The organism is Catenovulum maritimum, from assembly GCF_001050375.1.
In the GTDB taxonomy this organism is placed as follows: Bacteria; Pseudomonadota; Gammaproteobacteria; order Enterobacterales; family Alteromonadaceae; genus Catenovulum; species Catenovulum maritimum.
In genome coordinates this window covers 78,940-105,444 of record NZ_KQ130485.1, presented here as the reverse complement: position 1 = coordinate 105,444, position 26,505 = coordinate 78,940, and the positions used below count along the sequence as shown (strand labels likewise).

Below are 26,505 nucleotides of genomic sequence, written 5' to 3'. Positions count from 1 at the left end.
ATAACCTTAACCTAGGTAAGAAACAATTGTGGTAAGCAAGAGAATAATAGTCTTTTGCTCACCACGTATTTTCTGAAATAAGTTCGCTCAAATCTTTACGTTTGTCCCAACCTTCTTGTTCTAATAAAGCTTGTTCGTAAAACGCTTCAACTGGACCTAAACATAAAATAGCAATTGCTTCTGCTGTAGCAGGTAGATTGAGTAATTCAGCTAAGTCTTTAGGCTCGAAGATAGAGACCCAACCCATGCCTAAGTTTTCAGCTCTAGCGGCTAACCACATATTTTGAATTGCACAAGATGCGGAAGCTAAATCCATTTGGGGGAGAGTGCGTCTTCCAAAAATATACTCGTCTCTGTTTTCGGTTAAACACACAACTATAACTTCTGCACTGTCTTGAATGCCTTCAATTTTGTATTTCAAAAATTCAGTTTTTCGTTGGTCGAGTGCGTCTGCTGTTTTTTGTCTTTCTTGTTCGACAATGTTTTGTAACTTATTTCGAGTTTCAGTCGAGGTTATACGAATAAAGCGCCAAGGCTGCATAAAACCTACGCTTGGTGCAGCATGTGCAGCACTTAATATGCGATTTAAGCAATCTGTTTCAACACTCGATTTAGGTTTGAAATGGCGCATATCTCGGCGGTTATAAATTGCTTTATAAACCGCTTTGGTTTCAGCTGGGGTAAATTTGTTGTTTGATTTGGTTTGCACTTTAGCTTATTTACCGATACAAAAACTGCTAAAAATTCTGCCGAGCAAATCATCACTGCTGAACTCACCTGTAATTTCATTTAAGAAATTCTGCGCTAGTCTGAGTTCTTCTGCGAGTAACTCTCCGGCTCTCATTTCTTCCAGTTGGTACAAACCATTGTTTAGGTGTTCTAATGCTCTATTTATCGCATCTATGTGTCTTCTACGAGCTAAAAATTGACCTTCAGTTGAAGTTTGGTAACCCATGATTTGTTTTAGGTGTTCTGTAAGAATGCTAATTCCATCGCCTGATTTAGCGGATAAATGGATAGTCGGGTAAGCATGGCTCTCATCGAAACAAACTTTTTCTCCACTTTGATCCGCTTTATTGCGGATAACTGTAATTCCAACTTTATTTTCACCTAATTTTTCAAAAAACTCAGGCCAGTCTTGTTTTATTGGATGGGTGTTCTCTGTGCTATCCACCATTAGTAATATTCTGTCGGCTTGCTCAATTTCTTTCCAAGCTCTTTCTATACCTATTTGTTCAACTTCATCAGGACTATCTCTTAAGCCTGCAGTGTCAATAATATGAAGTGGCATACCATCAATATGTATGTGTTCACTTAAGACATCTCGGGTTGTGCCTGCAATATTGGTTACTATTGCTGTCTCTTTGCCAGATAAAGCATTTAGTAAGCTAGATTTACCAGCATTGGGTTTTCCCGCTATCACGACTCGCATACCGTCTTTTATTAATGCGCCTTGTTGTGCTTTGCTTAGAACACTATTTGTGTCTAATAAAATCTGTTGCAACCCGCCTAAAATTTTACCATCAGATAAAAAATCGACTTCTTCTTCAGGGAAGTCAATTGCTGCTTCTACATATATTCTTAGATGGATAATCGCTTCGGTTAGTGCATGTACTTGTTTAGAGAATTCACCTTGTAGTGTTTGTAATGCACAACGAGCCGCTTGTTCTGATGAAGATTCGATTAAATCAGCAATTGCTTCTGCTTGCGCTAAATCTAGCTTGTCATTAAGAAACGCTCGCTCAGAAAATTCACCAGGATTTGCCATGCGCACATTGTCTTTTAGTAATACTTGCTGCAATAAAATATCTAAAATAACAGGACCACCATGGCCTTGTAATTCTAAAATATCTTCGCCAGTAAAAGAGTTAGGTCCTTTAAAAAATAATGCGATCCCTTGATCTATCACTTGATCGTTTTGATCGTAAAATTTTAAATATTCTGCTTTTCGGGGAGATAATTGTTTTTTCAAAACCTGTTCTGCAACCTGGGTTGCGAGTGAGCCTGAAACTCGAATTATACCAACACCACCTCGACCTGGTGCGGTCGCGATTGCTGCAATTGTGTCTTGATTTAACATAGAAAAACCTAAAGCGAATAAATGAGGTTAATTATAACAGAAGGCGAATAACAGAAACAAAAAAGGCGACACTGGTTATAGCGTCGCCTTTTAATATCTATTAACTAGACTTTATTTTAAGCCTTGTTTCTCAATCGACTTATTGATGTACAGCATTTGTATAATTGAAATTATATTACTGACTAACCAATATAATACTAGACCTGCTGGGAACCATAAGAAGAAGAAAGTAAACATGACAGGCATGTACTGGAATATCTTCTGTTGTACCGGATCTTGCATAGGTGTTGGTTGTAATTTCTGCATTACAAACATACTGACACCCATTAAGATAGGTAAAACATAGTAGGGATCTAATTGAGATAAATCGTGGATCCATAATGCAAATTCAGCATGACGTAATTCAACACTTTCTACAAACACCCAATATAGCGCAAGGAAAATAGGCATCTGAATTAACAATGGTAAACAGCCACCCATAGGGTTTACTTTTTCTTTGCGGTATAGCTCCATCATAGCCTGAGAAAACTTTTGTTTGTCATCGCCACAACGGTTTTTAAGTTCAGTTAACTTAGGCTGTAATTTACGTAATTTAGCCATTGAAGTGTATTGCTTCTTAGTTAACGGATACATAGCACCTTTCACAATAATAGTGATCAAGATAATAGCGACACCCCAGTTTGTTACTATGCCTTGCAAAAAGATTAGTAGAGCAAATAAAGGCTGAGAGATAAACCATAAGAAACCGTAATCAACTGTTAAGTCTAAATGCTCTGCTAATTTAGCAAGTGCATCTTGATCTTTAGGGCCAGCGTATAGTCTAGTCGTTAAAACTTGTGAACTATTAGGCGCAATATTTACCGCTTCATTTTTATATGTAATTAAAGCTTGTCTGCCTGATAAAGCTCGAGTTGAAATTTCGATTTGATCTGTCGCAGCTGGAATGAAAGCAGCAACAAAATAATGTTCAATCATGGCTATCCAGCCACCATTACTATTTTCTTTTAAGTTGCCATCAAAAATGTCGTCAAAATCAATTTTTTCGTAAGTTTCGTTATGAGTTGAGTACGCTGCACCATGGTAGGTTGGCATCATCATACTACCTTGGGTCTCAAAGACAGTTTGCTTAAACTGAGAGAATAACTGAACATTTTTTACAGAGTCAGATTGGTTTTGAACGTTAAAATCAATCTTTACATCATATTGACCTTGGCTAAAAGTAAAGGTTTTAGTAATAACCAAGCCGTCTTCGGTTACAAAAGATAAAGGAACGACTAAAGAGTCGCCTGCTAAAATATAGCTGTCGGCTTTTGCGGTATATAAAGGACGACCTTTAGGATTTGCATCTGGGCCATTTACACCAACTAAACCTGATTGAGCATGAAATAAATCTTTACCTGATTCAGATAAAACTTCAAATGCTTCTTCGCCATCTTTCTCTTTAGGGTAATTTAAAAGCTTAACTGTTGTTACATCTCCACCAAGTAAATTAATTTGTGCTTCAATAACGTCTGTTTTTACCCAAATACTTGAAGTACTGACAACTTCTTCTGTTGTAGCAATAGCATTTGACGAAACTGGCATTTCACCTGAACTAACAGCATTGGCAGAAGCGACTGCTTTCACTTTAGCTGCCTGTTGAACTTGTTCAGTTACTGGTGCTGGAGGTGGCATTTGATCTAGTTGCCATTGTTCCCACAAAAGGTAACTTACAAAGGCGAGTCCAATTAATAGAAAACTTTTTTGCGATTCCATAAATCTTTATTTCTCTTTGGTTTTTGAATCTGGGACTGGATCGTAGCCGCCAGCTGATAATGGGTGACATTTTATAACGCGTTTGATAGTTAACCAACCACCAATTCGCAATCCATGTCGATTAATTGCAATTAATGCATAATTTGAGCATGTTGGTTGAAAGCGACAACGTGGTCCAAGCAATGGACTAATTAGATATTGATATAATTTAATCAATATAATGAATGGCAAACTAATTATTTTGCCAAAAATCGCTTTAATTTTTTCCACGTGTAACTTAATTCATGTCGTAACATTTGATTGTCTGCATTGGTTATACCCATTTTTGGAATAAAAACCATATCAAAATTAGGTAGTTCATGCTGTTGTAATCTAAATTCTTCTCTAACGACACGCTTAAGAGCATTTCTATCTACAGCTCTTTTTGCTTTCTTTTTAGAAACAGTAAAGCCTAAACGCGGTTGTTCAAAGTTATTTTTACAAGCAAGAATGGTATATAAACGACAGGAAAATTTTTTCGGATTGGAATTGAAAACGTTTTGGAAGTCGGCGGGAGTTAGTAATCTAAGCTCCCGCTTATAAGTGTAGCTACTCACTTACTTATTGCGATTAAGCACTTAATTCTTTACGTCCTTTAGCACGACGACGTGCTAAAATTTGACGACCAGATTTAGTTGCCATGCGCGCACGGAAACCGTGATTACGCTTACGCTTTAAGTTGCTAGGTTGAAAAGTACGTTTCATTGCAATATTTCCAATTAAGTTTGTGCCACTGGCACTAACACCTTTAAAGGGGCGCGCAATATACCAAATACATTATTAAACTACAAGTTTTATTGTTAAATATGTATAACTAATATTTTTTATCTTGTTTATCCACATCTGATTTTCAATTCATAATTTTTATGGATCTTTTTACTGCTTATTAGACGAAAAAGATATTAAAAATATAGCTTTTAAATTTCAATGGTTTACCCCTTTGTTTTGGTTTATTTATGTTTTAGATAAAAGTCTAACTTGCACTTGTGGATAAAGTTTGAAAAAATCCTTCTCCGCTTTATAAAATGGAGAGCTCAAGTTGTCTGAGAGCTTATGGCAAAATTGTCTGGAAACACTGCAGAGCGAGTTGCCATCACAACAATATAATATGTGGGTGAGACCACTTCAGGTTCAAGCCATTAATAATGATTTAGTATTATTTGCGCCTAATAAATTTGTTTTAGATTGGGTTCGCGATAAATATGCCGATCGTATAAATGAATTACTGACTGAGCTTGCCGGTACTAATAAACCAAACTTAAAAATGGAAGTTGGGTCACGCGCCGCTGCTCCTGTAGCAAACCCAACTCTACAAGTTGGCAATAATTTTGCGCCTTCTAATGGTCAAAACTCGAGTCCAAGTGGAACAAATTTTAATAACACTAATAATGTTACTCAAATAGGGCAAACGCCACCGCAAACTTTAACTTCTAACCTTAAAGAAAGTTATGTGTTTGATAATTTTGTTGAAGGTAAATCTAATCAACTAGCACGAGCTGCTGCAAGCCAGGTCGCAGATAATCCGGGCACTGCTTTTAATCCACTATTTTTATATGGTTCGACAGGCTTAGGTAAAACCCATTTGATGCATGCTGTCGGAAATGAAATTAGACAAAGAAATCCAGATGCAAAAGTAGTTTACATGCATTCTGAACGTTTTGTTCAAGATATGGTTAAAGCGATTCAAACTAATTCTATCGAAGAATGGAAGCGACATTATCGTTCTGTTGATGCTTTATTAATAGATGATATTCAATTTTTTGCTGGTAAAGAAAGGTCACAAGAAGAATTTTTTCACACTTTTAATGCGTTATTAGAAAGTAATCATCAAATCATATTAACCAGTGATAGATACCCGAAAGAAATCGATGGGGTTGAAGAAAGATTAAAATCTCGCTTTGGCTGGGGTTTAACCATTATTATTGAGCCGCCAGAGCTAGAAACCCGTGTTGCCATATTAATGAAAAAAGCACACGAAAGTAATTTTGATTTACCACATGAGGTGGCTTTTTTCATCGCGAAAAGATTACGCTCAAATGTCAGAGATTTGGAAGGGGCTTTAAATCGAGTTATTGCCAATGCTAATTTCACTGGAAAAGCGGTAACTATTGATTTTACTAAAGAAGCTTTGCGAGACATGCTCGCATTACAAGAAAAACTCGTTACAATAGACAACATCCAAAAAACGGTAGCTGAATACTATAAAATCAAGGTTGCTGATATGTCATCGAAAAGTCGAAGCCGAAGTGTTGCTAGGCCGAGACAAATTGCAATGGCATTATCTAAAGAGCTGACTAATCATAGCTTGCCTGAAATAGGTGCTGCATTTGGTGGACGAGACCATACAACCGTATTGCATGCTTGTCGTAAAGTAACAGAATTACGCGAAACAACTCATGATATAAAAGAAGATTTTTCTAATTTAGTTAGAACGCTTTCTTCTTAAAGCAAATGGATAATAATAATATGAAATTTTCAGTTAGCCGAGAAGACATACTAAAACCTTTGCAACTTGCTACAGGCACAGTTGAACGTAGACATACATTACCTATCTTATCTAATGTTTTATTAGAAATTTCGGATGGGGTTTTATCTATTACAGGTACAGACTTAGAAGTAGAGTTAATCGCTTCTGTTGAATTAGTCCAAGCATCTGATGATGGTAAAATTACAGTACCCGCTAAAAAATTGTTTGATATATGTCGTGGTTTAAGTGATTCATCTTTAATTGAATTTACCTTCGAAGATGAAAAATTAAAAATTCGTTCTGGCCGAAGTAAATACTCACTATCAACGTTATCAGCTTCAGAGTTCCCTAACTTAGAAGAATGGCAAAGTGAGATTAATTTTGCAATCAAGCAAAGTGAATTAAAGCATATGATAGAGAAGACTGCTTTCTCTATGGCTAATCAAGACGTACGTTATTATTTAAATGGTCTTTCTCTTGAAACTTCTGGTTCAGAACTAAGATGTGTTACTACAGACGGACACAGATTAGCTTTAACTAGAACTGTGCTTGAAAATGAAACATTAGAAGAAAGCCAAGTTATTATCCCACGTAAAGGTGTTACTGAGATTAGCCGTTTAATCGAAGACACAGATGATAATGTTTATATCTCAGTTGGATCTAACCACATAAGACTAAATAGCACTAACTTTACTTTTACTAGTAAATTAGTCGATGGTCGTTTCCCTGATTATCGCCGCGTTTTGCCTAAAGGTGGTGATAAAGAGATTGTTGCTGATAAGTCTTATATCAAGCAAGCTTTTACTCGTGCTGCCATTTTATCAAATGAAAAATTCCGAGGTGTTAGATTAAATTTAGCAGACTCTGAATTAACTATTACAGCAACTAACCCGGAGCAGGAAGTTGCGGAAGAGATTGTAGAAGTTAATTATCAAGGTGCTGAATTAGAGATTGGTTTTAACGTCGCATACATAATTGATGTGTTAAATGCATTAGAGTCTGACGAAGTTAAGATTACTTTAGGCGACGCAAACAGTAGTGCATTAATTGAAGACAACTTAGACGATAGTTCTGTTTATGTTGTTATGCCAATGAGATTATAAAATTTTATAAATGTTCATTGAAAAATTGATGATTGAGCGGGTTAGAAATATTTCTAAATTAGAAATTCGCCCGCATCAAAGATGTAATATTATTGTCGGTGATAATGGTAGTGGTAAATCATCAATTTTAGAAGCTATACATTTTTTAGGTTTTGGTCGTACTTTTAGAAAATCTAAAATTAGTGAAGTAATTCAATTTGAACAAAAAGACCTAGTTGTTTTTTCTTCTTCTCAAAATGCTGGTGCAGATAAAGTTCAGAAGAATTTTGGCATTAAAAAATCTAAGTCGGGTGACAATGAAATTAGAATTGGTGGAGTTAAAGCCAAACGTCTTAGCCAACTCTCAAGTCAATTTCCTATTATTAGTTTCACGCCTGATTCTATCGATTTAATTGAAGCTGGTCCGAGTATCAGAAGAAAGTTTATAGATTGGCTAGTGTTTCACGTGAAACAATCTGAGTTAGTCGCTCAAACATATAGAGATTTTGATAAAGTTTTAGAGCAAAGAAACCATGCTTTAAGGCTAGGTGATAGAAAGCAGATACATGCATGGACATCGCAATTTATAGAGTTAAATTTACAGATTCAGTCTTACCGTGCTGAAATTATTGGTTTATTAAATCATGAATTTCAGAATAGTTATATCCAGGTTGAATCTAGTAAATTTAATTTTAATCCTGAGCTAATTTACAAGTTAGGTTGGAATTCAGAACTAGAATTAAAAGATATATTAGCTAGAAATCTTGAAACAGAAATAAAACGAAAAACAACTTGTTTCGGTGTACACCGAGATGATTTGATATTAGAACTCAATTCTGTTTCTGTGAAAAATATATTGTCTCGCGGCGAATGCAAACGCTATGTTCTAGCTATGCTACTTGCTGCAGAAAATGTTATTTCTAAAAATACGGATAAGAACTGTATTTGGTTACTGGATGATATTGCTGCTGAATTAGATTTTGAGTCAATCAAAAATGCTTTTTCAATTTGTAATAATGTCGGTAATCAAATGTTTTTCACCTGTATTGAAAAAGATTTAGAGCTAATTAAACAAGTTACTAACTTTGGGTATTCAGTGTTTCACGTGAAACATGGTGAACTACTAAATTGAGAAAGGCTTAATAAATGACAGAGAATACATACGACTCGTCGTCGATAAAAGTATTAAAAGGACTAGATGCTGTTCGTAAGCGTCCAGGCATGTACATTGGTGATACTGATGATGGTTCTGGTCTACACCATATGGTATTTGAGGTAGTCGATAACAGTATAGATGAAGCGTTAGCGGGTCACTGTAAAGATATTATAGTGACAATTCATACTGATGGTTCTGTATCTGTCCGTGATGATGGCCGTGGTATTCCAGTTGATATCCATGAAGAAGAAGGTGTTTCAGCTGCTGAAGTTATTATGACAGTACTTCATGCCGGTGGTAAATTCGATGATAACTCTTATAAAGTATCGGGCGGTTTACACGGTGTTGGTGTATCAGTTGTTAATGCATTATCTGATTTACTACAGTTAACGATTAGACGTTCAGGTCATATTCACCAACAAAAATATAATTTAGGTGTGCCTGAAACGAAAATGCAAGTCATTGGTGATTCAGAAACGACAGGAACTGAAATACGTTTTTGGCCTTCGCCAACAATCTTTAGTGATACTAAATTCCATTATGATATTTTAGCAAAGCGTTTAAGAGAGCTTAGTTTCTTGAACTCAGGCGTATCGATTAAATTAATTGATAAGCGTGAAGAAGGTAAAGAAGATCACTTTATGTATGAAGGTGGTATTAAAGCTTTTGTTGAATATCTAAATCAAAATAAAACGCCTGTACATAAATCTGTATTCCACTTTGAACATGAAAGAGAAGATGGAATGACAGTTGAAGTAGCTATGCAATGGAATGATAATTTCCAAGAAAACATTTTCTGTTTTACAAATAACATTCCTCAAAGGGATGGTGGTACGCATTTAGCAGGCTTTAGAGCAGCACTAACCCGTAATCTAAATAGCTTTATAGAGAAAGAAGGTTACGGTAAAAAAGCGAAAGTTGCAGCGACAGGTGATGATGCTAGAGAAGGGTTAACCGCTGTTATCTCGGTTAAAGTACCAGATCCTAAGTTCTCTTCTCAAACTAAAGACAAGCTTGTATCTTCAGAAGTAAAAGGTGCTGTAGAAAACTCTATGGCAGAAAAATTAAATGACTTTTTGCTTGAGAATCCAACTGAAGTTAAACTTATTATTGGCAAGATAATGGACGCTGCCAGAGCGCGTGAAGCAGCTCGTAAAGCACGTGAAATGACACGTCGTAAAGGTGCGTTAGATATAGCTGGTTTACCAGGTAAACTGGCAGATTGCCAAGAGAAAGATCCTGCACTGTCTGAACTATACATAGTGGAAGGGGACTCTGCTGGCGGTTCAGCTAAGCAGGGTCGTGATCGTGTAAATCAAGCTATCTTGCCTTTAAAAGGTAAAATCCTAAATGTAGAAAAAGCGCGCTTCGATAAGATGCTTTCTTCACAAGAGGTAGGTACTCTAATTACAGCTCTTGGTTGTGGTATAGGCCGAGAAGAATATAACCCGGATAAGCTTAGATATCATTCAATCATTTTAATGACTGATGCTGATGTCGATGGCTCTCACATTCGTACTTTATTACTGACTTTCTTCTATCGTCAAATGCCAGAAATTGTAGAAAGAGGTCACATCTTTATTGCTCAGCCTCCTTTATATAAAGTGAAGAAAGGTAAGCAAGAACAGTACTTAAAAGATGATGAAGCTTATACAGAATATTTGACTAATATTGCTTTAGAAAATGCTGAGTTACATATAAATGAATCTGCTCCTGCAATTAGCGGCGCTGGTTTAGAAAAGTTAGTAACCAACTTCTATCAATCTGAAAAGATAATTGAAAGGTTATCTAAAGTATTTAATGAGCAATTACTAAATAAAATAAAGTATGCAGAACAATTAACAGAAGATAAGTTAAAAGATAAAGCTTTTGTTGATGAATGGGCTCGTGCTATATGTGACTCATTAACAGATACAGATGATGGTAGCTCAATCTTTAATTTAGAAGTCATTGAAGATAATGAATTTAAATTATTCATTCCTAGATTCCACGTTAGAACGCATGGTGTAGATCACTACTTCGATTTAAATCACGAATTTGTAGAATCTAGCGATTACAAAATAATTGCTAAAACTGGTTCTGAAATCGGTGGGATAATTGAAGAGGGTGGTTACATTAAGCGTGGTGAAAAAACCTTTAACGTTAAATCTTTTGAAGAAGCGCTAGCGTGGCTAATACGTGAATCTAAAAAAGGTTTAAGTGTGCAGCGATATAAAGGTCTAGGTGAGATGAATCCAGATCAGCTTTGGGAAACAACTATGGACCCGAACACTCGCCGTATGCTACAAGTAACGATTGAAGATGCTATCGGTGCTGATATGTTATTCTCTACTTTAATGGGTGATCAAGTTGAGCCAAGAAGAGACTTTATCGAGAAGAATGCGCTGAAAGTAACAAACTTAGATGTGTAGTTAATTGAAGTCTGAATAACAATAATAGATATAAGGCGACTAACTAGTCGCCTTTTTTATGCAATAAAACCTGCTGTATATCAAATTTATAATTGTGTATTGGAACACTGATTCTAGGTAAATGTGCATAGCCATAAGTTTACCAATATTTGTATAACTCAGCTTGGTAAATGGCATCTATGTTATCAGGCGTTGCTAAGCTAAGGTCTATGGTTAGAATCTCATTTCAAGTGTGAGGGAAAAATCTAAACAATTATGAAAATTTACATCCTTAATAAGCCCCTTAAACCATCCATATAATGCCCACCAAAACTTAGTAATACCTTTCCTTCCTTGATCCGTTTTAACTCATCTAAGCTCTAATCAAAGCTATTTAAATGCAATTTTGCTGAGTATCTATAGATGGATAATGGCTGAACATATAGTCAGAAAAAGGTATCTGATGCGGTTAAACAAGATTAAAATTCTGATTAGTATTAGGGGGTTAATTAGATTATTAGCAGCATTTGGCTTACTCAACCAACAAAGTGTTTAGCTAATAAATTCAAAACAGCTTATAACTTTCTATAATTGTTTACTCGTATTATGGTATTTAGTCATCAAATGGAGCTGAAATAGAAGTATAAATAAAGATTAGAAAATAAATGATACATAAATTAGTTAGGATTAAGGGGTATTTAATGATCGATATCAATGAGTGACTTATAGCAATAAGTATACTAATGAAATCAATATGTGGGGTTATATTAGATGCTAAATTTACAAAATTTATATCCGCTTATCAAAAAGCATAATTTGAATGGTCCAAGATATACGTCTTATCCAACTGCACTAGAACTAAAATTAGATGTAAATAAACCTGCAATTCTAGAAAACATTAAAACAGGGCAGGGCGAACTGTCTATTTATATGCATATTCCGTTTTGTAAAAAGCTGTGCTATTACTGCGGCTGCCATAAACAAATTGCGAGAAATACAGATAAAAGCGATCCATATGTTGAACAGCTTAAACAAGAAATAAAAATATGGGCTGAAGAATTTAAAGCATATAGTGTAAAACAAATCCATTTTGGTGGCGGCACTCCAACATTTTTGGCAAACCATCAGCTAATAGCTTTAGTTAATGAAGTTAAAAATAACTTTGAAATGGTTGGTGATATAGAGTTAAACATAGAAGTTGATCCAAGAACTGTTAACGGCGAGAGATTAGAAGATCTAATTAAATTGGGATTTAATAGATTTAGTTTTGGCATTCAAGATTTTAGTCAGGAAACTCAGATCGCAATTAACAGAGTACAGTCTCTAGAACAAATAGAAGAGATAGTGGCTGTGATGAATAAATATCAAGAGGTAACATATAACCTTGATCTAATTTATGGCTTACCATACCAAACGGAATTTAGTTTTAAACAGACGTTGGATAAAGTCATTACGTTAGCCCCAGATAGAATTTCACTATTTAATTACGCTCATTTGCCAGCACGATTTCCAGAACAAAATAAAATTAAAAATGTAACCTTACCTAACAGCGAAGTTAAACTCGCTATTCAACTAATGGCAATTGAAACATTGAGTGATGCGGGTTATGTATATATTGGGATAGATCATTTTGCTAAACCAGAAGATAAACTTGCTAAGGCTTTAGCTGAAGGTAAGTTACATCGTAATTTTCAAGGTTATACGACTCATGGTAATCAAGCATTGTTAGGCTTAGGTGTTTCATCAATATCTCAAATTGGCGATGTTATGTTCCAAAATACAAAATCTTTGACAGAGTATGCCAGCCAAATTGATGAGGGAAAAGCACCGATAATTTCGAACATGTTTAAAAACCAAGATGATAAAATTAGAGCAGAAGTGATCAAAGATTTATTGTGTAACCTTGAAGTTAATCTTAAAGAAATTGAACGAAAATATAACATTGAAGATAGAAAATATTTTGAAAGTGAAATTGAAGCATTAGCAAAGTTTACACAGGATAATTTAGTAGAAGTAAATGAAGATAAGCTGGTTAGGATAAAACGAGAAGGACGCTTTTTTGCAAGAAGCATAGCGAGTGTGTTTGATATTTATTTGAATAAATCTAATCAAGCCAAATTCTCAAAAGTTATATAAACTAATTTTTATAGATTAAAAGAGAATAAGCCAGCGAGAACAGCTGGCTTAAGTATTGATTAATTGTAGAGTAGATTAATACTAAATTGATTCAGGTTTAGACAAGGCAATGACCTGTGCATCGCAAGAATCTGTCCCCTGATCTATATAATAAGAAAGTGGCGTACCTATGTCTGAGAAACTAGGTGATTCATATGGCTCAGCTGAATTTAATCCAGCTTTTATTGGAGATAATCTTAGCTTTAAATTAAGACTAGCAATTATTTCATCTATAGTTTGATAAGCTGAGAGGTCAGATAATTGTGTTTGAGTATCGAGATCATAAACCTGGCTAACACTACCTTGGCTTACACTTATCTCAACTCTAGGTAAAGGTGCAAAACTAGGGCAGTCAGCAAAACTATGATGGTATGTAAACTTGTAATCTTGCAGGCTCTCTGTTTGCCATTTTTGTGTTTGACTAGCTAGCTGTTCTAATAGAGCATATTTTCTATAGTCAGAAATAACATTGTACTCGCAGAGTGTATCATACTGAGGTGAATCGAGCTCAGAAAGGGCTGTAAAGCCAAGCGTTTCGGCCTCTGCTAAATCCCCTTGATGGATAGTGTAAATATTAATAGAACCTGTCTCAGAGCCGCAACTCTCGGTATAAGCAAGACCGTCATGACCCTTTTGACTACAATGTACTTCAATATTATTCTCTACTAGCAACTTGCCATGGGTATTTAAATCGATTCCAACTTGGTCTCCGCATGCAGTTGCCTGATCATCTTGATAAACTAATCTGTGCCGTAAATCTGGGTCGATATAAATATCATTGTCTGAATCACAGGCCGAAACAAAACTAATAATTAAACTAGATAAAATACAAGTTTTAATGCGTGCTTGCATAGTTAGAACTCCTCTGTTGGATACTGATAAGCGGATAAATTAAGTATAGGCAATCCGAAAATGCTATCTGTTATCATTTGTTATCAATTGTTGCAGAGTAAAATATTGCTGAGCAAAAAGAGGCTTGCGAAGGCAAAGCTAAAAGAATTGAGATTTTAGTTTTATAATAACTAAGACAAAAGCCTAGTGTTTGGACTAAGCTTAGATGTGCAATTGATTTTTAAATTTGGTTAATCGAAACGGGTTAAATAACTCTGAATTTCTTTGATGAATTGAGCTCCATACTTGTCATATTTACGAGCACCGACACCACTGACTTTGAGCATTTCCATTTTATTGGAAGGCTGTTTAATACACATATCAACTAGACTGGCATCGTTAAATATAATATATGGTGGTACATCATATTCATCCGCAATTCGTTTTCTTTCTTGGCGTAAACGATCAAAAAGGCGTTTATCATATTGTTTAGAAGTAGTAGATTTAGATTTATCTTTAATGATGCTTGCTTGACTGTCTATTCGTGGTAAGGCTAATTCTAAACTGACTTCACCACGTAACACCGGCCTGGCTGCTTCGGTTAATTTTAAATGAGCATTATCTGTAATATCTATTCTTAATAATCCTAGGTGTACAAGCTGGCGTAAAATACTGAGCCAATATTCATTTGGTTTAGCTTTACCAATACCGTATACAGATAAATTTTGGTGTTCTTGTTCTCTAACCCTTTGGGTATTAGCACCTCTTAGAACTTCAATTAAATAGTTGAAACCTGAGTTTTGACCGGTTCTATAAATTGTTGATAGCACTTTTTGCGCATCGATAATGCCATCAAATCGCTTGGGTGGATCTAAACAAATATCACAATTACCACAGGCTTTATCTGTTGGTTCACCAAAATAGTTAAGTAATACCTGACGACGACAGGTTTCACTTTCTGCAAGTGCTGTCATTGAAGCAAATTTATGATGCTCAATTTCAGCTCTTTGAGGATTTTCGTTTTGATCTATCATCCATCTAACACGGTCTCCATCAGCAAACTCGTATAACATAAGTGCTTCACTTTCTAGTCCATCTCGTCCGGCTCGGCCTGTCTCTTGGTAATAGTTCTCAATAGATCTCGGAATATCATAATGTACGACGAACCTGACATCGGGTTTGTTAATCCCCATTCCAAAAGCAACAGTTGCAACCATAATTTGCACATCGTCTCTTAGCCAGGCTGTTTGTGCATTATTGCGCTGCTCTAACTCAAAGCCAGCATGATAAGCGGCAACTTTGAAATTATGACGACTTAAAAAATCAGTTACTTCTTCAACTCTTTTGCGTGAGGTGCAATAAATAATACCGCTTTGGCCTTTTTTCTGATCTAGATAAGTTTCTAATTGTTGTAGAGGTTTAAATTTTTCTTGATGCAGATATCTAATATTAGGTCGATCAAAGCTACCAACATATTCAAACGCCTGATTAAGTCTTAGCATTTGGCTTATGTCATACCGAGTTGCTAAATCAGCTGTTGCAGTTAAAGCGACGACTGGGGTTCTTGGAAAGAAATCCCTTAGCTGACCGAGTTGTGCATAATCAGGTCTAAAGTCATGGCCCCATTGTGAGACACAATGGGCTTCATCAATAGCAATTAAATTGGGTTGTATTTGTTGTAGTCTATTGATAAAGCTGGGCTGAAATATTTTTTCAGGGGCGACATATAATACCTTTAGTTCATTATGATTCAGCTGAGTAAATACGTCGTCTTGTTGCTCAAAACTGAGCGATGAATTAATAAAAGCGGCTTGTACATCGAATGCTTCTAATTGCGATACTTGGTCTTGCATTAAGGCGATTAAAGGTGAAATAACAAGTGCATATCCATCCATGACTAAGGCGGGTACTTGATAGCAAAGTGATTTACCGCTACCTGTTGGCATTACGGCTAAGCAATCTTTACCTGAAATCAATTCTTGGATGACTTCATGTTGACCAGATCTGAACTCAGGGTAACCAAAAACAGAATTCAGTATAGATAATGCAGTTTTTTCAGACACAATAACTCCTTAAATGAACTGTCTATTTTAACAGAGTTATTGTGCTAGTCTTTTTAAATTTAGTATTTATATTTTGGTTTTTAGTAATTGCTGTATTTGTTTTTCAAGCTCACCACCTAATGGTTCTTCTCTTGAAGAGTAGACATTAGTAACTTTTCCTTGTGGATCGACTAAGTACTTATAAAAGTTCCATTTTGGTGAAGTATCGCTTTGTTCTATTAGTTGTTTATAAAAGGGGTTTACATCACTACCTCTTACTGCACTTGAACTGAGCATAGCAAAGCTAACACCATAATTAACATAACAGACTTCTGCCGTTTCTGATTCACTATCATGCTCTTGGAAAAAATCATCAGAAGGGAAACCTACAATTTCTAACCCTTGAGTTTTATATTTTTTATATAGAGCTTCTAGTTGTTTAAACTGAGGTGTAAATCCACATTGGCTCGCTGTGTTTACGACTAATAAAACTTTGTTGTTAAATTGGCTACAAAAATCTATCACCTTTTTACTATGTAGCTTTTTTGCACTGAAGTTTAGCAGTTCTGGGCAATTATCTTTTGTGCTAGCAGACGCTGTTGTGCTTAAGCAAATCAACAAAGTCGAGGTAAATAGCCAACTGAACTTATTAAATTTATATTTCATATTGAATCTCTATTAGTTGTTATGCCTAATATAGGCAATATTTGGTATAGCATTTTATTATCATGGTAGATCACTTATTGCTGTGCTTTTTGCATTTTTAATAAATCTAGCATGGTAAACTGATATTTATTAGCTGGGTTGTTCGCTGAGGTAAAATTAACAAAGTTAATCTTTAGCCATTTTTTTTCATTGATAAAGTTTAGATAGTCTCGAATATTGGTTTTATCTATACGAACAAATGGTGTGATTAGCTCAGCACTTCCATGTTGTAAAATATCTATGCCTTTATCATAATCACTAATTAAGATTAAAGCTCTAACACCATCTAAGTATTGGCCTCCATAATTAATAATTTGTTGGCCGCTCGTTACCGCTTCTAATCCATTATTGGACCAGTCTATCCCACCTAGAATATAATCTTTACCAGCAATTAAATTGTATTGAGAGAATATACTAATAGCAGCGTCTGCAATAGAATCACCCGGCACCCAAAGGATATCAAATTTTGGTAATTCTTTTGCCAACTTATGCAACTTAGGGCGTGATAGTTTTTTACTCCAACCTACATGGTGCCAGCCAACTAATTCAGTTGTATTACTGTATTCTTGCAAGGCTTGTTTTAGACCTAACCCTCTTTCATCGGAAGCAGTATTATTCTTCCTGCCTAGTAAAGCTAATACCCTAACTTTTTCATTCTCTTTTAATTTTGTTTTTGCTGCTTGTATTAAGTCATTTGCGAGTTGGTAGCCAACTTGAACATCAGGGCTAGAGATTGATGCTATCCAATTTGGGTAAATAAGTCTGGGACCTATTAGCTTGGCTTGCTCCTGTTCGGGCGGTTTGCTGTTTATTGTGATGACTTGAGTCTTATGCTTTTGTGCCAATTTTAATGCTGGCTCTAATACATTATGCATAGGTGGTAGAATTAAGTATTTTGGCTGCTGGCTACTAGTGAATTCTTCATGAATTTTTTGTAGGACATAATGCCTATTATTATGACTATAAACGACAGATAATTTAATGTTTAGTTGCGAAGCGGCAACCAGCATTAAGTTGTGCATAGATTTAAAATAAGCGTAATCAGGCTTATTTGGGAATACAACTGTTACCGGTATGGGGGCTGTTTTAGCAAAAGACAGTGGGCTAAAAAATAGAAAAATTAGGAGTGAAAATCTGAGATAAGACATATCGAATTATAATGATTTCAGCCTAGTTTAATATTTTGGTTACATTAATTTAACACGAACAAGGCAGTATTACCTAATTAAGTGTTAATAAAAAAACTTGGGTCAACTTTAAAGTATTGTGCAAACTCTTTTATATGCCTTATTGTTAATTGTCTCTTACCATTGACTAGTTCTGAAATAATACTTTGTGGAACTATGTGCGAAAGTTCTTTTTGTTTTGTTTTTGTTTGCTTCATCAAAATAACAAGTTTTTGATTTGGCGTTAAATTTTTAGTGCTTTCATACTTTTCTATTTTATCTATCAATTTATCTAAACAATATGCCATGCAAGCATTATCCTGAACATCTAATTCGCTCAGATCTTCCAGTAGCGATAGATCTCGATTGAGATCTTTATCATCATGGATGAATTGGTTTGTTAAAGTTATTAACTCAACTAAGCTATTTAATTGTTTAGGGGTAATATCTAACGTGTTAGTTATTAACTTTTTTATATCTTTTTGATATTTATCGTTTGGCATTACTTCTTCCATTTATATCTTATTGATATTATTTCCTAGCGCTTTATTTAATACTTGGTGTAGTTTTACCACATCAAACGGCTTGCCAATGTGCGCTTGCATTCCAGCTTCAAAACAGGCTTGTTTATCTTGTACCGAGACATTGGCTGTCATTGCAATGATAGGAGTCGAATGACCGTTTTCAAGCTCCAATATTTGTCGTGTTGCACTAATTCCATCTAATACAGGCATTTGAATATCCATCAAAATTAAATCAAATTTATTGGATTGAACTAAATTGACAGCTTCTTGCCCATTATTGGCTAAAGATAATTTGGCGCCTAAAGCTTCCATTTGATATGCAATTATTTGCTGATTGATATCATTATCTTCGGCAATTAAAACTTGTTTGTTTTCTAGGTTTTTGACTGCTTGTGCTTTTTCTTTAACAGGATCGATTTCTGAAGTTGAAACAATATCTGCATGAGGCAATATTAGTTCAAAGCAGAATCGACTACCTATCCCTTTTTTACTATCACAAGTTAATTCTGAACCCATTAAAGTGACTAGCTTTCTGCAAATACTTAAGCCTAACCCACTGCCGCCATACTGACGTGTAATACTGGAATCTTCCTGTACGAAAGAATCAAAAATGGCTTTGAGTCGGTTTTGCTCTATGCCTATTCCAGTATCGACAACTCTAAACTGAATTAAACTCTTGCCTGCATCGTATTTGCTTTGTTCAACAATAATACTAATCCCACCTTGTTCGGTGAATTTAATCGCGTTGCCGCATAGGTTCATTAATATTTGCTCAATTCTATGGCTATCTCCAACGAACCAATGATTGTTTTGCTCAGTGTAGGTGATTTTGAATGATAATCCTTTCTTTTCCATTTGCTCTTGAAATAGCGCATTTATTTTATTTAGGCTGCTGGTTAAAGAAAATGGACTCAGCTCTAATTCTATCTTTCCTGACTCAATCTTGGTCACATCAAGAATGTCACTTATCAAGCTCAATAAGGTATGAGATGCTTGCGATATTTTATTTATCTTTTCGTTTTGTTGCTCTGTAAGCTGACTGCTTTTTAATATATCAGCTAAGCCCATAATTGCATTGAGTGGCGTTCTTAGTTCATGGCTCATATTGGCTAAAAAGTAGCTTTTCTGTAATGTGGCTTGCTCTGCTTTAGATTTGGCTTGGCTTAGACTACGAGTTTTAACTTTGACTTGTTTCGCTATGTGATTGTTATTGCTAGTAAGCCATAAAATAAATATTTGTAACATTATGGTGATAAGCGCGCCAAATACTAAAATAGACCAACTCTGCCAATCTTTTCTGTTATATAAGTAGATAGTTTTACTCGTCACGTCAATCGACCATTGTTGACCCACTTTGTTAATTGAATAGCTTGATTTTATATTAGCCGCAGGGATATCTCCCAATTGATATACTTTGGTACCAGAAGCTGCAGTAATTGTGAAAGAGTAGTGATTAATTTGGCTTGGGTTAAATGTTGTTTTGATTAGGTTATCAAATAATCTTTGGTAATTGATTTCTAATACAAGAAAGCCAATTAAGTTATCATTTTGCCTTTCTTGATTAAGGGAATTTAAAAATAAGGGAGTAAAGAGGTAACCTGAGTAAAAATGACTCTGGTTGAGTTTATCATTTGATAAAACGGCTTTACTTAAACTCACTTGATTTAGGCGCCAAGCTCTGGTGAGTGTTTCTAATCTATTTTTCTCTGAAGAAACATTTATACCCAAGTATTGCTCGGAGCCATCGCGTGGTGAAAAGCAATAAGCTATCGGGAATAAATCTTGGGTGGTTGTTATATTGGTTAGCTGGCTAATTTTAATGGCTCTGTTGTGCTGAGCTGAAATTTGACTAATAAACTCTTCTTGTTTCCCTCTCGGCACTCTTGGTACCCAACTGATAGTTTGTATTGCGTCAGATGACTTAATCAAGTTTGAAGCGTAGGTATTAAATTCGACAGAATCAACAAAATTACTACCGAGATAAAACCCCTTAAAAGCCCTTAAATAAATTAAATATCTCTCTAACTCTTTTTCGAATTGAAGGGCTAGCTTTTGGTTATCTGCAACGAGTTCTTGGTTGGCTTTTTCTATACTATCGTTTTTATTAAAGCTAAAAACGATAATGACTAAGCTGAAAATGAGTACACTTGGTGCGACTACTTGGCTTATTTTAAATTTACTTTGGTGTTTTTCTTTATGGAAAAAAATTAACAGTAGTGGCGTAATGAATAAGCAACCTAACATGTCTCCTATCCACCAGGTTAACCAAGTAAAACTAAAAGCGGTTATTTCAATTTGCTGACTGGCGAGTAAGGTTAAGCTGCCTATCGAAGCTGAAACCAAACAACTAATCGGTCCAGCTTTTATAATGAAGCTACGAATTCTGATTGGCGATAATATCCATTTATTATTTATGGTGAGTTTGTTTAATAATTGGTAACCAACAAAAGCTTGTAAGCAGCAGCCTACACCTATTCCCAAGGCGATTAATATACTCTCAATTTGAATCGTTTCTACAACAAATAAGTTAGAGGCAACAGAGCCGACAAAGACACCCGCTAGTATTCTCGGATGCCAAACTAAGCATAGCGCTAGGGCTAAACCTGCAGCTGGCCAGATAGCGCTAGCGAAGCCTGGTGGAATAGCAAGTTGCAACCCTAGCTGTGCGAGGAAAAAGTAAAGTAGAGCACTAATTAAGGTACGGCTTAATAATAGGGTCATTAAATAAGTTAGGTCGCAGGTTAGATTCGTTTTTATCTTTAATTTATAGGATATTCTAGAGATCTTATCCAGTAAATGATTTGTACCATAATACTTGATATAGTGCATATTTTAAGGTTTTCTGCATATGTTAAGGGTGCATATTTGATGCAATATAAAGATTTACGTGAATTCATTGAAATTTTAGAAGAAAAAGGTTTGTTAAAACGGATCTCAAAACCCATTTCAACTCATTTGGAAATGACAGAGATTAGCGATCGTGTTTTAAGAGCTGAAGGCCCTGCATTATTATTTGAAAACCCAATTGGTTATGATGTGCCCGTGTTATGTAATTTATTTGGCACGCCTGAACGAGTGGCTTTAGGCATGGGGCAAGAATCTGTCAGTGCGCTCAGAGAAGTGGGCAAGTTATTAGCTATGTTAAAAGAGCCAGAACCACCAAAAGGTTTTAAAGATGCTTTTGCTAAGCTGCCTTTGTACAAGCAAGTATTAAACATGGCACCAAAAAAAGTTAAAAAACCGAATTGCCAACAAGTCGTCATTTCTGGTGAAGCGGTTGATTTAACTAAATTGCCTATTCAGCACTGCTGGCCTGGTGATGTTGCACCTTTGATTACTTGGGGTCTAACTATTACTAAAGGCCCGAATAAAGAAAGACAAAATTTAGGTATTTATCGCCAACAATTATTAGGTAAAAATAAGCTAATAATGCGCTGGTTATCTCATCGAGGTGGGGCGTTAGATTTTCAAGAGTGGAAAAAAGCACACCCAGGTAAACCTTACCCTGTATCTGTCGCCTTAGGGGCTGATCCTGCTACTATTTTGGGGGCGGTAACACCTGTACCTGATACTTTATCCGAATATGCCTTTGCTGGTTTGTTAAGAGGTTCTTCAACCGAAGTAAGTACTTGCTTAAGTAATGATTTGCAAGTACCAGCGAGTGCGGAATTTGTATTAGAAGGGTATATAGACCCTGATGAAGTTGCTCCGGAAGGTCCATACGGCGATCACACTGGATATTATAACGAAGTTGATGATTTTCCTGTCTTTACAGTGACACATATCACTCATCGAAAAGATCCTATTTATCACAGTACCTATACTGGACGTCCGCCTGATGAGCCTGCGATTTTAGGCGTTGCTTTAAATGAAGTATTTGTACCAATTTTACAGAAGCAATTTCCTGAAATAGTCGATTTTTATTTACCACCAGAGGGCTGCTCCTATCGACTAGCCGTGGTTACAATGAAGAAGCAATACCCAGGACATGCCAAGCGAGTCATGATGGGCGTTTGGTCTTTCTTACGTCAATTTATGTACACCAAATTTGTGATTGTTTGTGATGATGATGTTAATGCCAGAGATTGGAAAGATGTTATTTGGGCGATTACAACCAGAATGGATCCAGCTAGGGACACAACTTTAATTGAAAATACGCCAATTGATTATTTAGATTTTGCTTCGCCTGTTTCCGGATTAGGCTCTAAAATGGGAATGGATGCGACCAATAAATGGCCTGGTGAAACCGATAGGGAGTGGGGGGAAGCCATTGAGATGGATGAAGATATTAAGCAGAAAGTTGATGATATTTGGGATGAACTTGAAATTTTTAAGTAATCTAACTGCTTTGTCGTTAAAATACTTAACCTTAAATATGAAATATAATTTTAATCAAATGAGATAATTAAATGCCCGTAATTAATTGTGAAGTTATCGAAATTGCTCAGCTCACCGAGTTTGTGGCCAAAGTAATTTTAAAGCCGAGTGAGCCGTTCGAATTTATAGCCGGACAATATATTGAAGTTATCTTAAACGAAAATGATGCGAGACCTTTCTCTATTGCTAATTCACCAATAGAGAAAGGCATTATTGAGCTGCATATAGGCTCTGCGGTCGGTGATGATTACACATCTGCAGCATTGGACTTTTTGAAAAATAACCAGCAAGTTCAATTGAAAGGACCTTCTGGTAATGCTGGCTTACAAGCAAATTTTGATAAGCCAACTATTTTACTTGCCGGTGGAACAGGTTTTAGCTATATCAAATCTATCGCAGACACTATGTTAGCGACCAATTTAACTTCTCCTGTTTATTTTTATTGGGGATTAAGAAATGAGGACGCTGCTTATCAATTAGAAGAGTGGCAAGCGAAGCAAACCGAACAATTTCATTTTATCCCAGTGATTGAAAACCCAACAGCTGACTGGAAAGGACGAAATGGTAACGTGATAGATGCCGTGTTAGCTGATTTTCCTAATTTAGCTGAATACAATGTTTATAGTGCAGGACGTTTTGAAATGGTTGGAAAGGCAAGAGACGAATTTACTCGGGTAGGGCTTGATAAAGCCAATATGTTTGCCGACGCATTTGCCTTTATTTAATTAAAGGTAAAGTGTACTTACCTATTTAGCTTGCGTAAATTGTTACTGAGTTTGATAAATTCTTCATATTGATCAAACTCAGTAAATTCCTGCCATAGTGCCATTAAACTTGGTGGAAACTGAGTTCGATATGAAGCAAAAGCCAATACTCTATTGATTTGTTGATCGGCTACATTCACCCGAGTATTTATTTTATTAGAGTTTGTTGCATGCTTGATTCTAAAAGGATGTTCTCTTTTCTTCGCTAAGTTATTAGCAGATGACGCCCTAGTATCAGAAATGACGACTTGATAAAAATCTATCGCTTTATATTTGAACTTTTCGCTTTGCCAAACTTGTTTTGCTTGCTGGCCTATGAAAATATGATCTTTGTGCTGGGTAATGCCATAAGGATCAAAGCTAATTATATTTTCTATTTGATATTCTTCTATTATGGCTGATAGTTTTATTTTAAAATCTTTGGCAAACAGCTCTAAATTTTTATCGTCTAATTTTAAATAGATAGGTGCTTGGTGTACCCCTAACTGTTTTAGGGCTTTTATGGTTTCTTGTTCTCTAGCAAAAGCCAGATATTCTTTATGTCGGCCTAAACCGCTTCTGTCTTTTCCGGCACCGCCTGAGGTAGCATATAAAACATATATATTGCTATTTTCTCGGGATAGAAAAGAAAGCGTACCCGATAGCCAAGTTTCATCATCTGGATGAGCTAACGCGACTAGGATTGGTTTATCTAATTTCATTATGTTTGCACTGCTTTCAACATGGCTAAGCGAAAAAAATAAAGCAATGAATATCAGTAGATTGAGTTTCAATTGAACCTCATTTTCAGCTAATTGTAATATTTAGTTTAGAACAAAATGACAGTTTGTAATGTTTGGCTATACTAATTAAGCGTTTATCGAAATTAACTTTAAGCAAAAGGAAATACTTAGTTGCAGTCTCAAAGTGTTGAGAATAATCAAGATTATTCTGTATTAACTAACCAATTATTGGCCAGTTTTTTTGAACATAATATAAAGCCTGAAAATTGTGCTTTCTGGTGGCGCGATTTATCTTCTGAATTTTTATTTTGGACAGATGAAGTATTTACGCTTTTTGGTTACTCCGCTAAAGATCACAATCCGAGTTTAACTTTAGAGTTATCTAAAATTGATGTTACTGATAAATCAAGAGTGATTAATGCGTATCGAGCCGGGATTCAGGGAGAAGGCTTCGAAATTAGCTATTACATCAATGCCACAGAACAGCCAGTTGAAATTGTTAATCAAGCTAAAGTAATCGTCTTAAATGGCAATAAATATCTAGCCGGCTATCTCAGTCGAAAAGATAAGTTAGATTTAACTCCAGCCAAAGCAGGCGTTAAATCGACTTTACAAGATAATAAGCTATTAGTGAATGTTATTGAGAATATTAGAGAGCCTATTATTGGCTCTAACATACACGGCAAAATCCTGTTTGTTAATAAAGCCGCAGAAGTCTGTTTTCAGTATTCTAAAGAAGAGTTATTAGGTAAACCTATAGACGTTTTAATGCCGTCTGAGTTAGCCCATAAACATGCGGATTATATCCAAAAATATTTAATGACAGGCCAGTCTAATTTAATTAACCAAGAAAGAGAATTGAGTGCAGTTAAAAAAAATGGCGATAAATTTACTATGCGCCTTTCTATCAGCGCTGTTGAAGACTCAATACAGGCGGCTGATGATGAAATTGCATTTATTGCTTTAATTCATGATATGACCCAAGCCGAATTAGCTGAATCTTTGTTAAAACGAACCTCAAAACTAGATGCTTTAGGACATATGGCGGGCGGAATCGCACATGACTTTAATAATATATTAAATATTGTGTCTGGGCATCTAGAGATATTACAAATTCAGCAAGCCGAAAACCCTAGTATATTAAAACGAGTTAATGCTGGGCTAAAAGGAATTGAGCGAGGAAAACAACTGACAACAAGGTTATCTAGGTTATCTCGTTTAGATAAACAGGATGCAGAGCCTTGTAATTTGACTTTGATCGTCCAAGATATCCAAGATTTATTATCAGAATCTGTACATAAATCGGTTAATTTAAGCTTTAATCTAGAGCCCAAATTACACTGGGTTAACATAGACCCAAGTCATTTTGTCGATACCTTAATTAATCTATGTATCAATGCTAGCGACGCTATGCCTGATGGGGGCGAGCTAGACGTATCTTGTTTTAATGTTACCCATCAAGATTCAAACAATACAGAAATCCCTAAAGGCAGTTATGCTTGTTTGAAAGTGACAGACAATGGCGCGGGCATGGCAGAAGAAGTAAAACAACGAGTTTTTGAACCTTTCTTTACTACTAAAGATAAATCAAAAGGTACAGGACTTGGGTTGAGTATGGCTTATAACTTTGTCAGAAATAATCAAGGATTCATGCAGGTAGAGTCTGAAGTTGGAAAAGGTACTAGCTTTTCCATTTTATTTCCGATTATAGAAAACAACCTAGCATCGCCAGCTGAAACTAAGCTAGTTAAACCTAAAGCGCCAGCTTCATATCAGGCCCTGAAAGGGAAGAAAGTTTTGGTGGTTGATGATGAGTTACCTATTCTTCATTTGTTAAAAGAGTTTTTGACCATGTATGGTTTGGATGTTTCCACAGCAGCGTCTGGTAAAGAAGGGCTAGATATCGCTTTAGTGTCAGAGTTTGATCTGATTTTGTCTGATCTTGTTATCCCCGGAGAGATTGACGGTGCAGACTTTATCGAGGCCTTATTAACCGAAAAATCAAATTCAGCCGTTATTTTTATGAGCGGCTTTACTGATAGTCGACTAGATAATCGACCTTTGTTAAAGAATATTCCAGTTATAACTAAGCCATTTAAAAAGAAAGAGTTATTGACACAAATGCAAAATGTTTTGCTCTAGTACTTTTCAATAAGCCAGTTTTAGCTGTATGGTTTACTAAGACAATCAGAATTAGCGCTATTGAGCGTTTAATTGTGCATAGCATAAG

21 protein-coding genes are annotated in these 26,505 nt (G+C 35.7%); 8 read left to right on the top strand and 13 right to left on the bottom strand.

Annotation, left to right across the window (positions count from 1 at the left end; all coding sequences use genetic code 11):
* Nucleotides 1-58: 58 nt before the first annotated feature.
* From bluB to rpmH, 6 genes are all read right to left on the bottom strand, one after another.
* A complete protein-coding gene (bluB, locus tag XM47_RS05835) occupies nucleotides 59-709 on the bottom strand; it encodes a 5,6-dimethylbenzimidazole synthase (RefSeq protein ID WP_048690688.1) in 651 nt (216 codons plus the stop codon).
* A gap of 6 nt (nucleotides 710-715) precedes the next feature.
* The gene (gene mnmE, locus XM47_RS05830) at nucleotides 716-2,080 is read right to left on the bottom strand and encodes a tRNA uridine-5-carboxymethylaminomethyl(34) synthesis GTPase MnmE (protein WP_048690687.1); all 1,365 of its coding nucleotides are present in this window, start codon (nucleotides 2,078-2,080) and stop codon (nucleotides 716-718) included.
* A gap of 111 nt (nucleotides 2,081-2,191) precedes the next feature.
* Complete coding sequence (gene yidC, locus XM47_RS05825; protein WP_048690685.1) at nucleotides 2,192-3,835, bottom strand: membrane protein insertase YidC; 1,644 nt, start codon at nucleotides 3,833-3,835, stop codon at nucleotides 2,192-2,194.
* Between the two features lie 6 nt (nucleotides 3,836-3,841).
* Nucleotides 3,842-4,105 carry a membrane protein insertion efficiency factor YidD gene (yidD, locus tag XM47_RS05820; RefSeq protein ID WP_048690683.1) on the bottom strand — a complete coding sequence of 88 codons (264 nt, stop codon included), beginning with the start codon at nucleotides 4,103-4,105 and terminating at the stop codon, nucleotides 3,842-3,844.
* On the bottom strand, nucleotides 4,072-4,431 hold the full coding sequence (gene rnpA, locus XM47_RS05815) for a ribonuclease P protein component (protein ID WP_048690682.1): 360 nt from the start codon (nucleotides 4,429-4,431) through the stop codon (nucleotides 4,072-4,074). Before rnpA ends, yidD begins: the two co-directional genes overlap by 34 nt.
* Before the next feature lie 13 nt (nucleotides 4,432-4,444).
* Entirely contained in the window at nucleotides 4,445-4,579 is a 135-nt protein-coding gene (gene rpmH, locus XM47_RS05810; RefSeq protein ID WP_048690680.1) for a 50S ribosomal protein L34, read from the bottom strand.
* Between the two features lie 334 nt (nucleotides 4,580-4,913).
* Between rpmH and dnaA the strand changes: the two genes are divergently transcribed.
* The 5 genes from dnaA to hemN all read left to right on the top strand — a co-directional run bounded on the left by dnaA (nucleotide 4,914) and on the right by hemN (nucleotide 13,105).
* Nucleotides 4,914-6,320 (top strand): chromosomal replication initiator protein DnaA, encoded by a 1,407-nt coding sequence (dnaA, locus tag XM47_RS05805; protein ID WP_048690678.1) that lies wholly within the window; start codon nucleotides 4,914-4,916, stop codon nucleotides 6,318-6,320.
* A 20-nt stretch (nucleotides 6,321-6,340) separates the two neighbouring features.
* A complete protein-coding gene (gene dnaN, locus XM47_RS05800) occupies nucleotides 6,341-7,444 on the top strand; it encodes a DNA polymerase III subunit beta (RefSeq protein WP_048690677.1) in 1,104 nt (367 codons plus the stop codon).
* Nucleotides 7,445-7,454: 10 nt separating this feature from the next.
* Nucleotides 7,455-8,555, top strand: a complete 1,101-nt coding sequence (gene recF, locus XM47_RS05795; protein ID WP_048690675.1) for a DNA replication/repair protein RecF — start codon at nucleotides 7,455-7,457, stop codon at nucleotides 8,553-8,555.
* A 14-nt stretch (nucleotides 8,556-8,569) separates the two neighbouring features.
* Nucleotides 8,570-10,990, top strand: coding sequence for a DNA topoisomerase (ATP-hydrolyzing) subunit B (gene gyrB, locus XM47_RS05790; protein ID WP_048690674.1), 2,421 nt, complete (start codon nucleotides 8,570-8,572; stop codon nucleotides 10,988-10,990).
* A gap of 750 nt (nucleotides 10,991-11,740) precedes the next feature.
* The gene (hemN, locus tag XM47_RS05785) at nucleotides 11,741-13,105 is read left to right on the top strand and encodes an oxygen-independent coproporphyrinogen III oxidase (protein ID WP_048690672.1); all 1,365 of its coding nucleotides are present in this window, start codon (nucleotides 11,741-11,743) and stop codon (nucleotides 13,103-13,105) included.
* A gap of 81 nt (nucleotides 13,106-13,186) precedes the next feature.
* Here the strand turns inward: hemN and XM47_RS05780 are convergent, their stop codons facing one another.
* The 6 genes from XM47_RS05780 to XM47_RS05755 form a co-directional block, all read right to left on the bottom strand.
* Nucleotides 13,187-13,996, bottom strand: coding sequence for a DUF6174 domain-containing protein (locus XM47_RS05780; protein ID WP_048690671.1), 810 nt, complete (start codon nucleotides 13,994-13,996; stop codon nucleotides 13,187-13,189).
* Nucleotides 13,997-14,226: 230 nt separating this feature from the next.
* The gene (gene recQ / locus XM47_RS05775; protein WP_245623423.1) at nucleotides 14,227-16,038 is read right to left on the bottom strand and encodes a DNA helicase RecQ; all 1,812 of its coding nucleotides are present in this window, start codon (nucleotides 16,036-16,038) and stop codon (nucleotides 14,227-14,229) included.
* Nucleotides 16,039-16,104: 66 nt separating this feature from the next.
* A complete protein-coding gene (locus XM47_RS05770; protein WP_048690668.1) occupies nucleotides 16,105-16,683 on the bottom strand; it encodes a glutathione peroxidase in 579 nt (192 codons plus the stop codon).
* A gap of 74 nt (nucleotides 16,684-16,757) precedes the next feature.
* Nucleotides 16,758-17,870: an ABC transporter substrate-binding protein gene (locus XM47_RS05765; protein WP_048690667.1), complete on the bottom strand. Its 1,113-nt coding sequence runs from the start codon at nucleotides 17,868-17,870 to the stop codon at nucleotides 16,758-16,760.
* Between the two features lie 77 nt (nucleotides 17,871-17,947).
* Complete coding sequence (locus XM47_RS05760) at nucleotides 17,948-18,403, bottom strand: helix-turn-helix domain-containing protein (RefSeq protein WP_245623422.1); 456 nt, start codon at nucleotides 18,401-18,403, stop codon at nucleotides 17,948-17,950.
* Entirely contained in the window at nucleotides 18,404-21,133 is a 2,730-nt protein-coding gene (locus XM47_RS05755) for a response regulator (RefSeq protein WP_048690665.1), read from the bottom strand.
* A 147-nt stretch (nucleotides 21,134-21,280) separates the two neighbouring features.
* Here XM47_RS05755 and ubiD point away from each other — a divergent pair, with 147 nt between their 5' ends.
* The gene (gene ubiD, locus XM47_RS05750) at nucleotides 21,281-22,750 is read left to right on the top strand and encodes a 4-hydroxy-3-polyprenylbenzoate decarboxylase (protein WP_048690664.1); all 1,470 of its coding nucleotides are present in this window, start codon (nucleotides 21,281-21,283) and stop codon (nucleotides 22,748-22,750) included.
* A gap of 71 nt (nucleotides 22,751-22,821) precedes the next feature.
* Nucleotides 22,822-23,514 (top strand): NAD(P)H-flavin reductase, encoded by a 693-nt coding sequence (gene fre / locus XM47_RS05745; RefSeq protein WP_048690662.1) that lies wholly within the window; start codon nucleotides 22,822-22,824, stop codon nucleotides 23,512-23,514.
* Between the two features lie 17 nt (nucleotides 23,515-23,531).
* Here the strand turns inward: fre and XM47_RS05740 are convergent, their stop codons facing one another.
* Entirely contained in the window at nucleotides 23,532-24,254 is a 723-nt protein-coding gene (locus tag XM47_RS05740) for a PIG-L deacetylase family protein (RefSeq protein WP_048690660.1), read from the bottom strand.
* A gap of 192 nt (nucleotides 24,255-24,446) precedes the next feature.
* On the opposite strand from XM47_RS05740, the gene XM47_RS05735 reads away from it, so the two are divergent.
* A complete protein-coding gene (locus tag XM47_RS05735; RefSeq protein ID WP_048690659.1) occupies nucleotides 24,447-26,417 on the top strand; it encodes a hybrid sensor histidine kinase/response regulator in 1,971 nt (656 codons plus the stop codon).
* Nucleotides 26,418-26,505: the final 88 nt, after the last annotated feature.

Bases quoted from the DNA above. Each gene is read 5' to 3' on its own strand.
- mnmE (WP_048690687.1), bottom strand. From the start codon at position 2,080: ATGTTAAATCAAGACACAATTGCAGCAATCGCGACCGCACCAGGTCGA.
- yidC (WP_048690685.1), bottom strand. From the start codon at position 3,835: ATGGAATCGCAAAAAAGTTTTCTATTAATTGGACTCGCCTTTGTAAGT.
- rpmH (WP_048690680.1), bottom strand. From the start codon at position 4,579: ATGAAACGTACTTTTCAACCTAGCAACTTAAAGCGTAAGCGTAATCAC.
- dnaN (WP_048690677.1), top strand. From the start codon at position 6,341: ATGAAATTTTCAGTTAGCCGAGAAGACATACTAAAACCTTTGCAACTT.
- recF (WP_048690675.1), top strand. From the start codon at position 7,455: ATGTTCATTGAAAAATTGATGATTGAGCGGGTTAGAAATATTTCTAAA.
- gyrB (WP_048690674.1), top strand. From the start codon at position 8,570: ATGACAGAGAATACATACGACTCGTCGTCGATAAAAGTATTAAAAGGA.
- hemN (WP_048690672.1), top strand. From the start codon at position 11,741: ATGCTAAATTTACAAAATTTATATCCGCTTATCAAAAAGCATAATTTG.
- XM47_RS05780 (WP_048690671.1), bottom strand. From the start codon at position 13,996: ATGCAAGCACGCATTAAAACTTGTATTTTATCTAGTTTAATTATTAGT.
- XM47_RS05770 (WP_048690668.1), bottom strand. From the start codon at position 16,683: ATGAAATATAAATTTAATAAGTTCAGTTGGCTATTTACCTCGACTTTG.
- XM47_RS05765 (WP_048690667.1), bottom strand. From the start codon at position 17,870: ATGTCTTATCTCAGATTTTCACTCCTAATTTTTCTATTTTTTAGCCCA.
- XM47_RS05760 (WP_245623422.1), bottom strand. From the start codon at position 18,403: ATGGAAGAAGTAATGCCAAACGATAAATATCAAAAAGATATAAAAAAG.
- XM47_RS05755 (WP_048690665.1), bottom strand. From the start codon at position 21,133: ATGACCCTATTATTAAGCCGTACCTTAATTAGTGCTCTACTTTACTTT.
- ubiD (WP_048690664.1), top strand. From the start codon at position 21,281: ATGCAATATAAAGATTTACGTGAATTCATTGAAATTTTAGAAGAAAAA.
- fre (WP_048690662.1), top strand. From the start codon at position 22,822: ATGCCCGTAATTAATTGTGAAGTTATCGAAATTGCTCAGCTCACCGAG.
- XM47_RS05740 (WP_048690660.1), bottom strand. From the start codon at position 24,254: ATGAAATTAGATAAACCAATCCTAGTCGCGTTAGCTCATCCAGATGAT.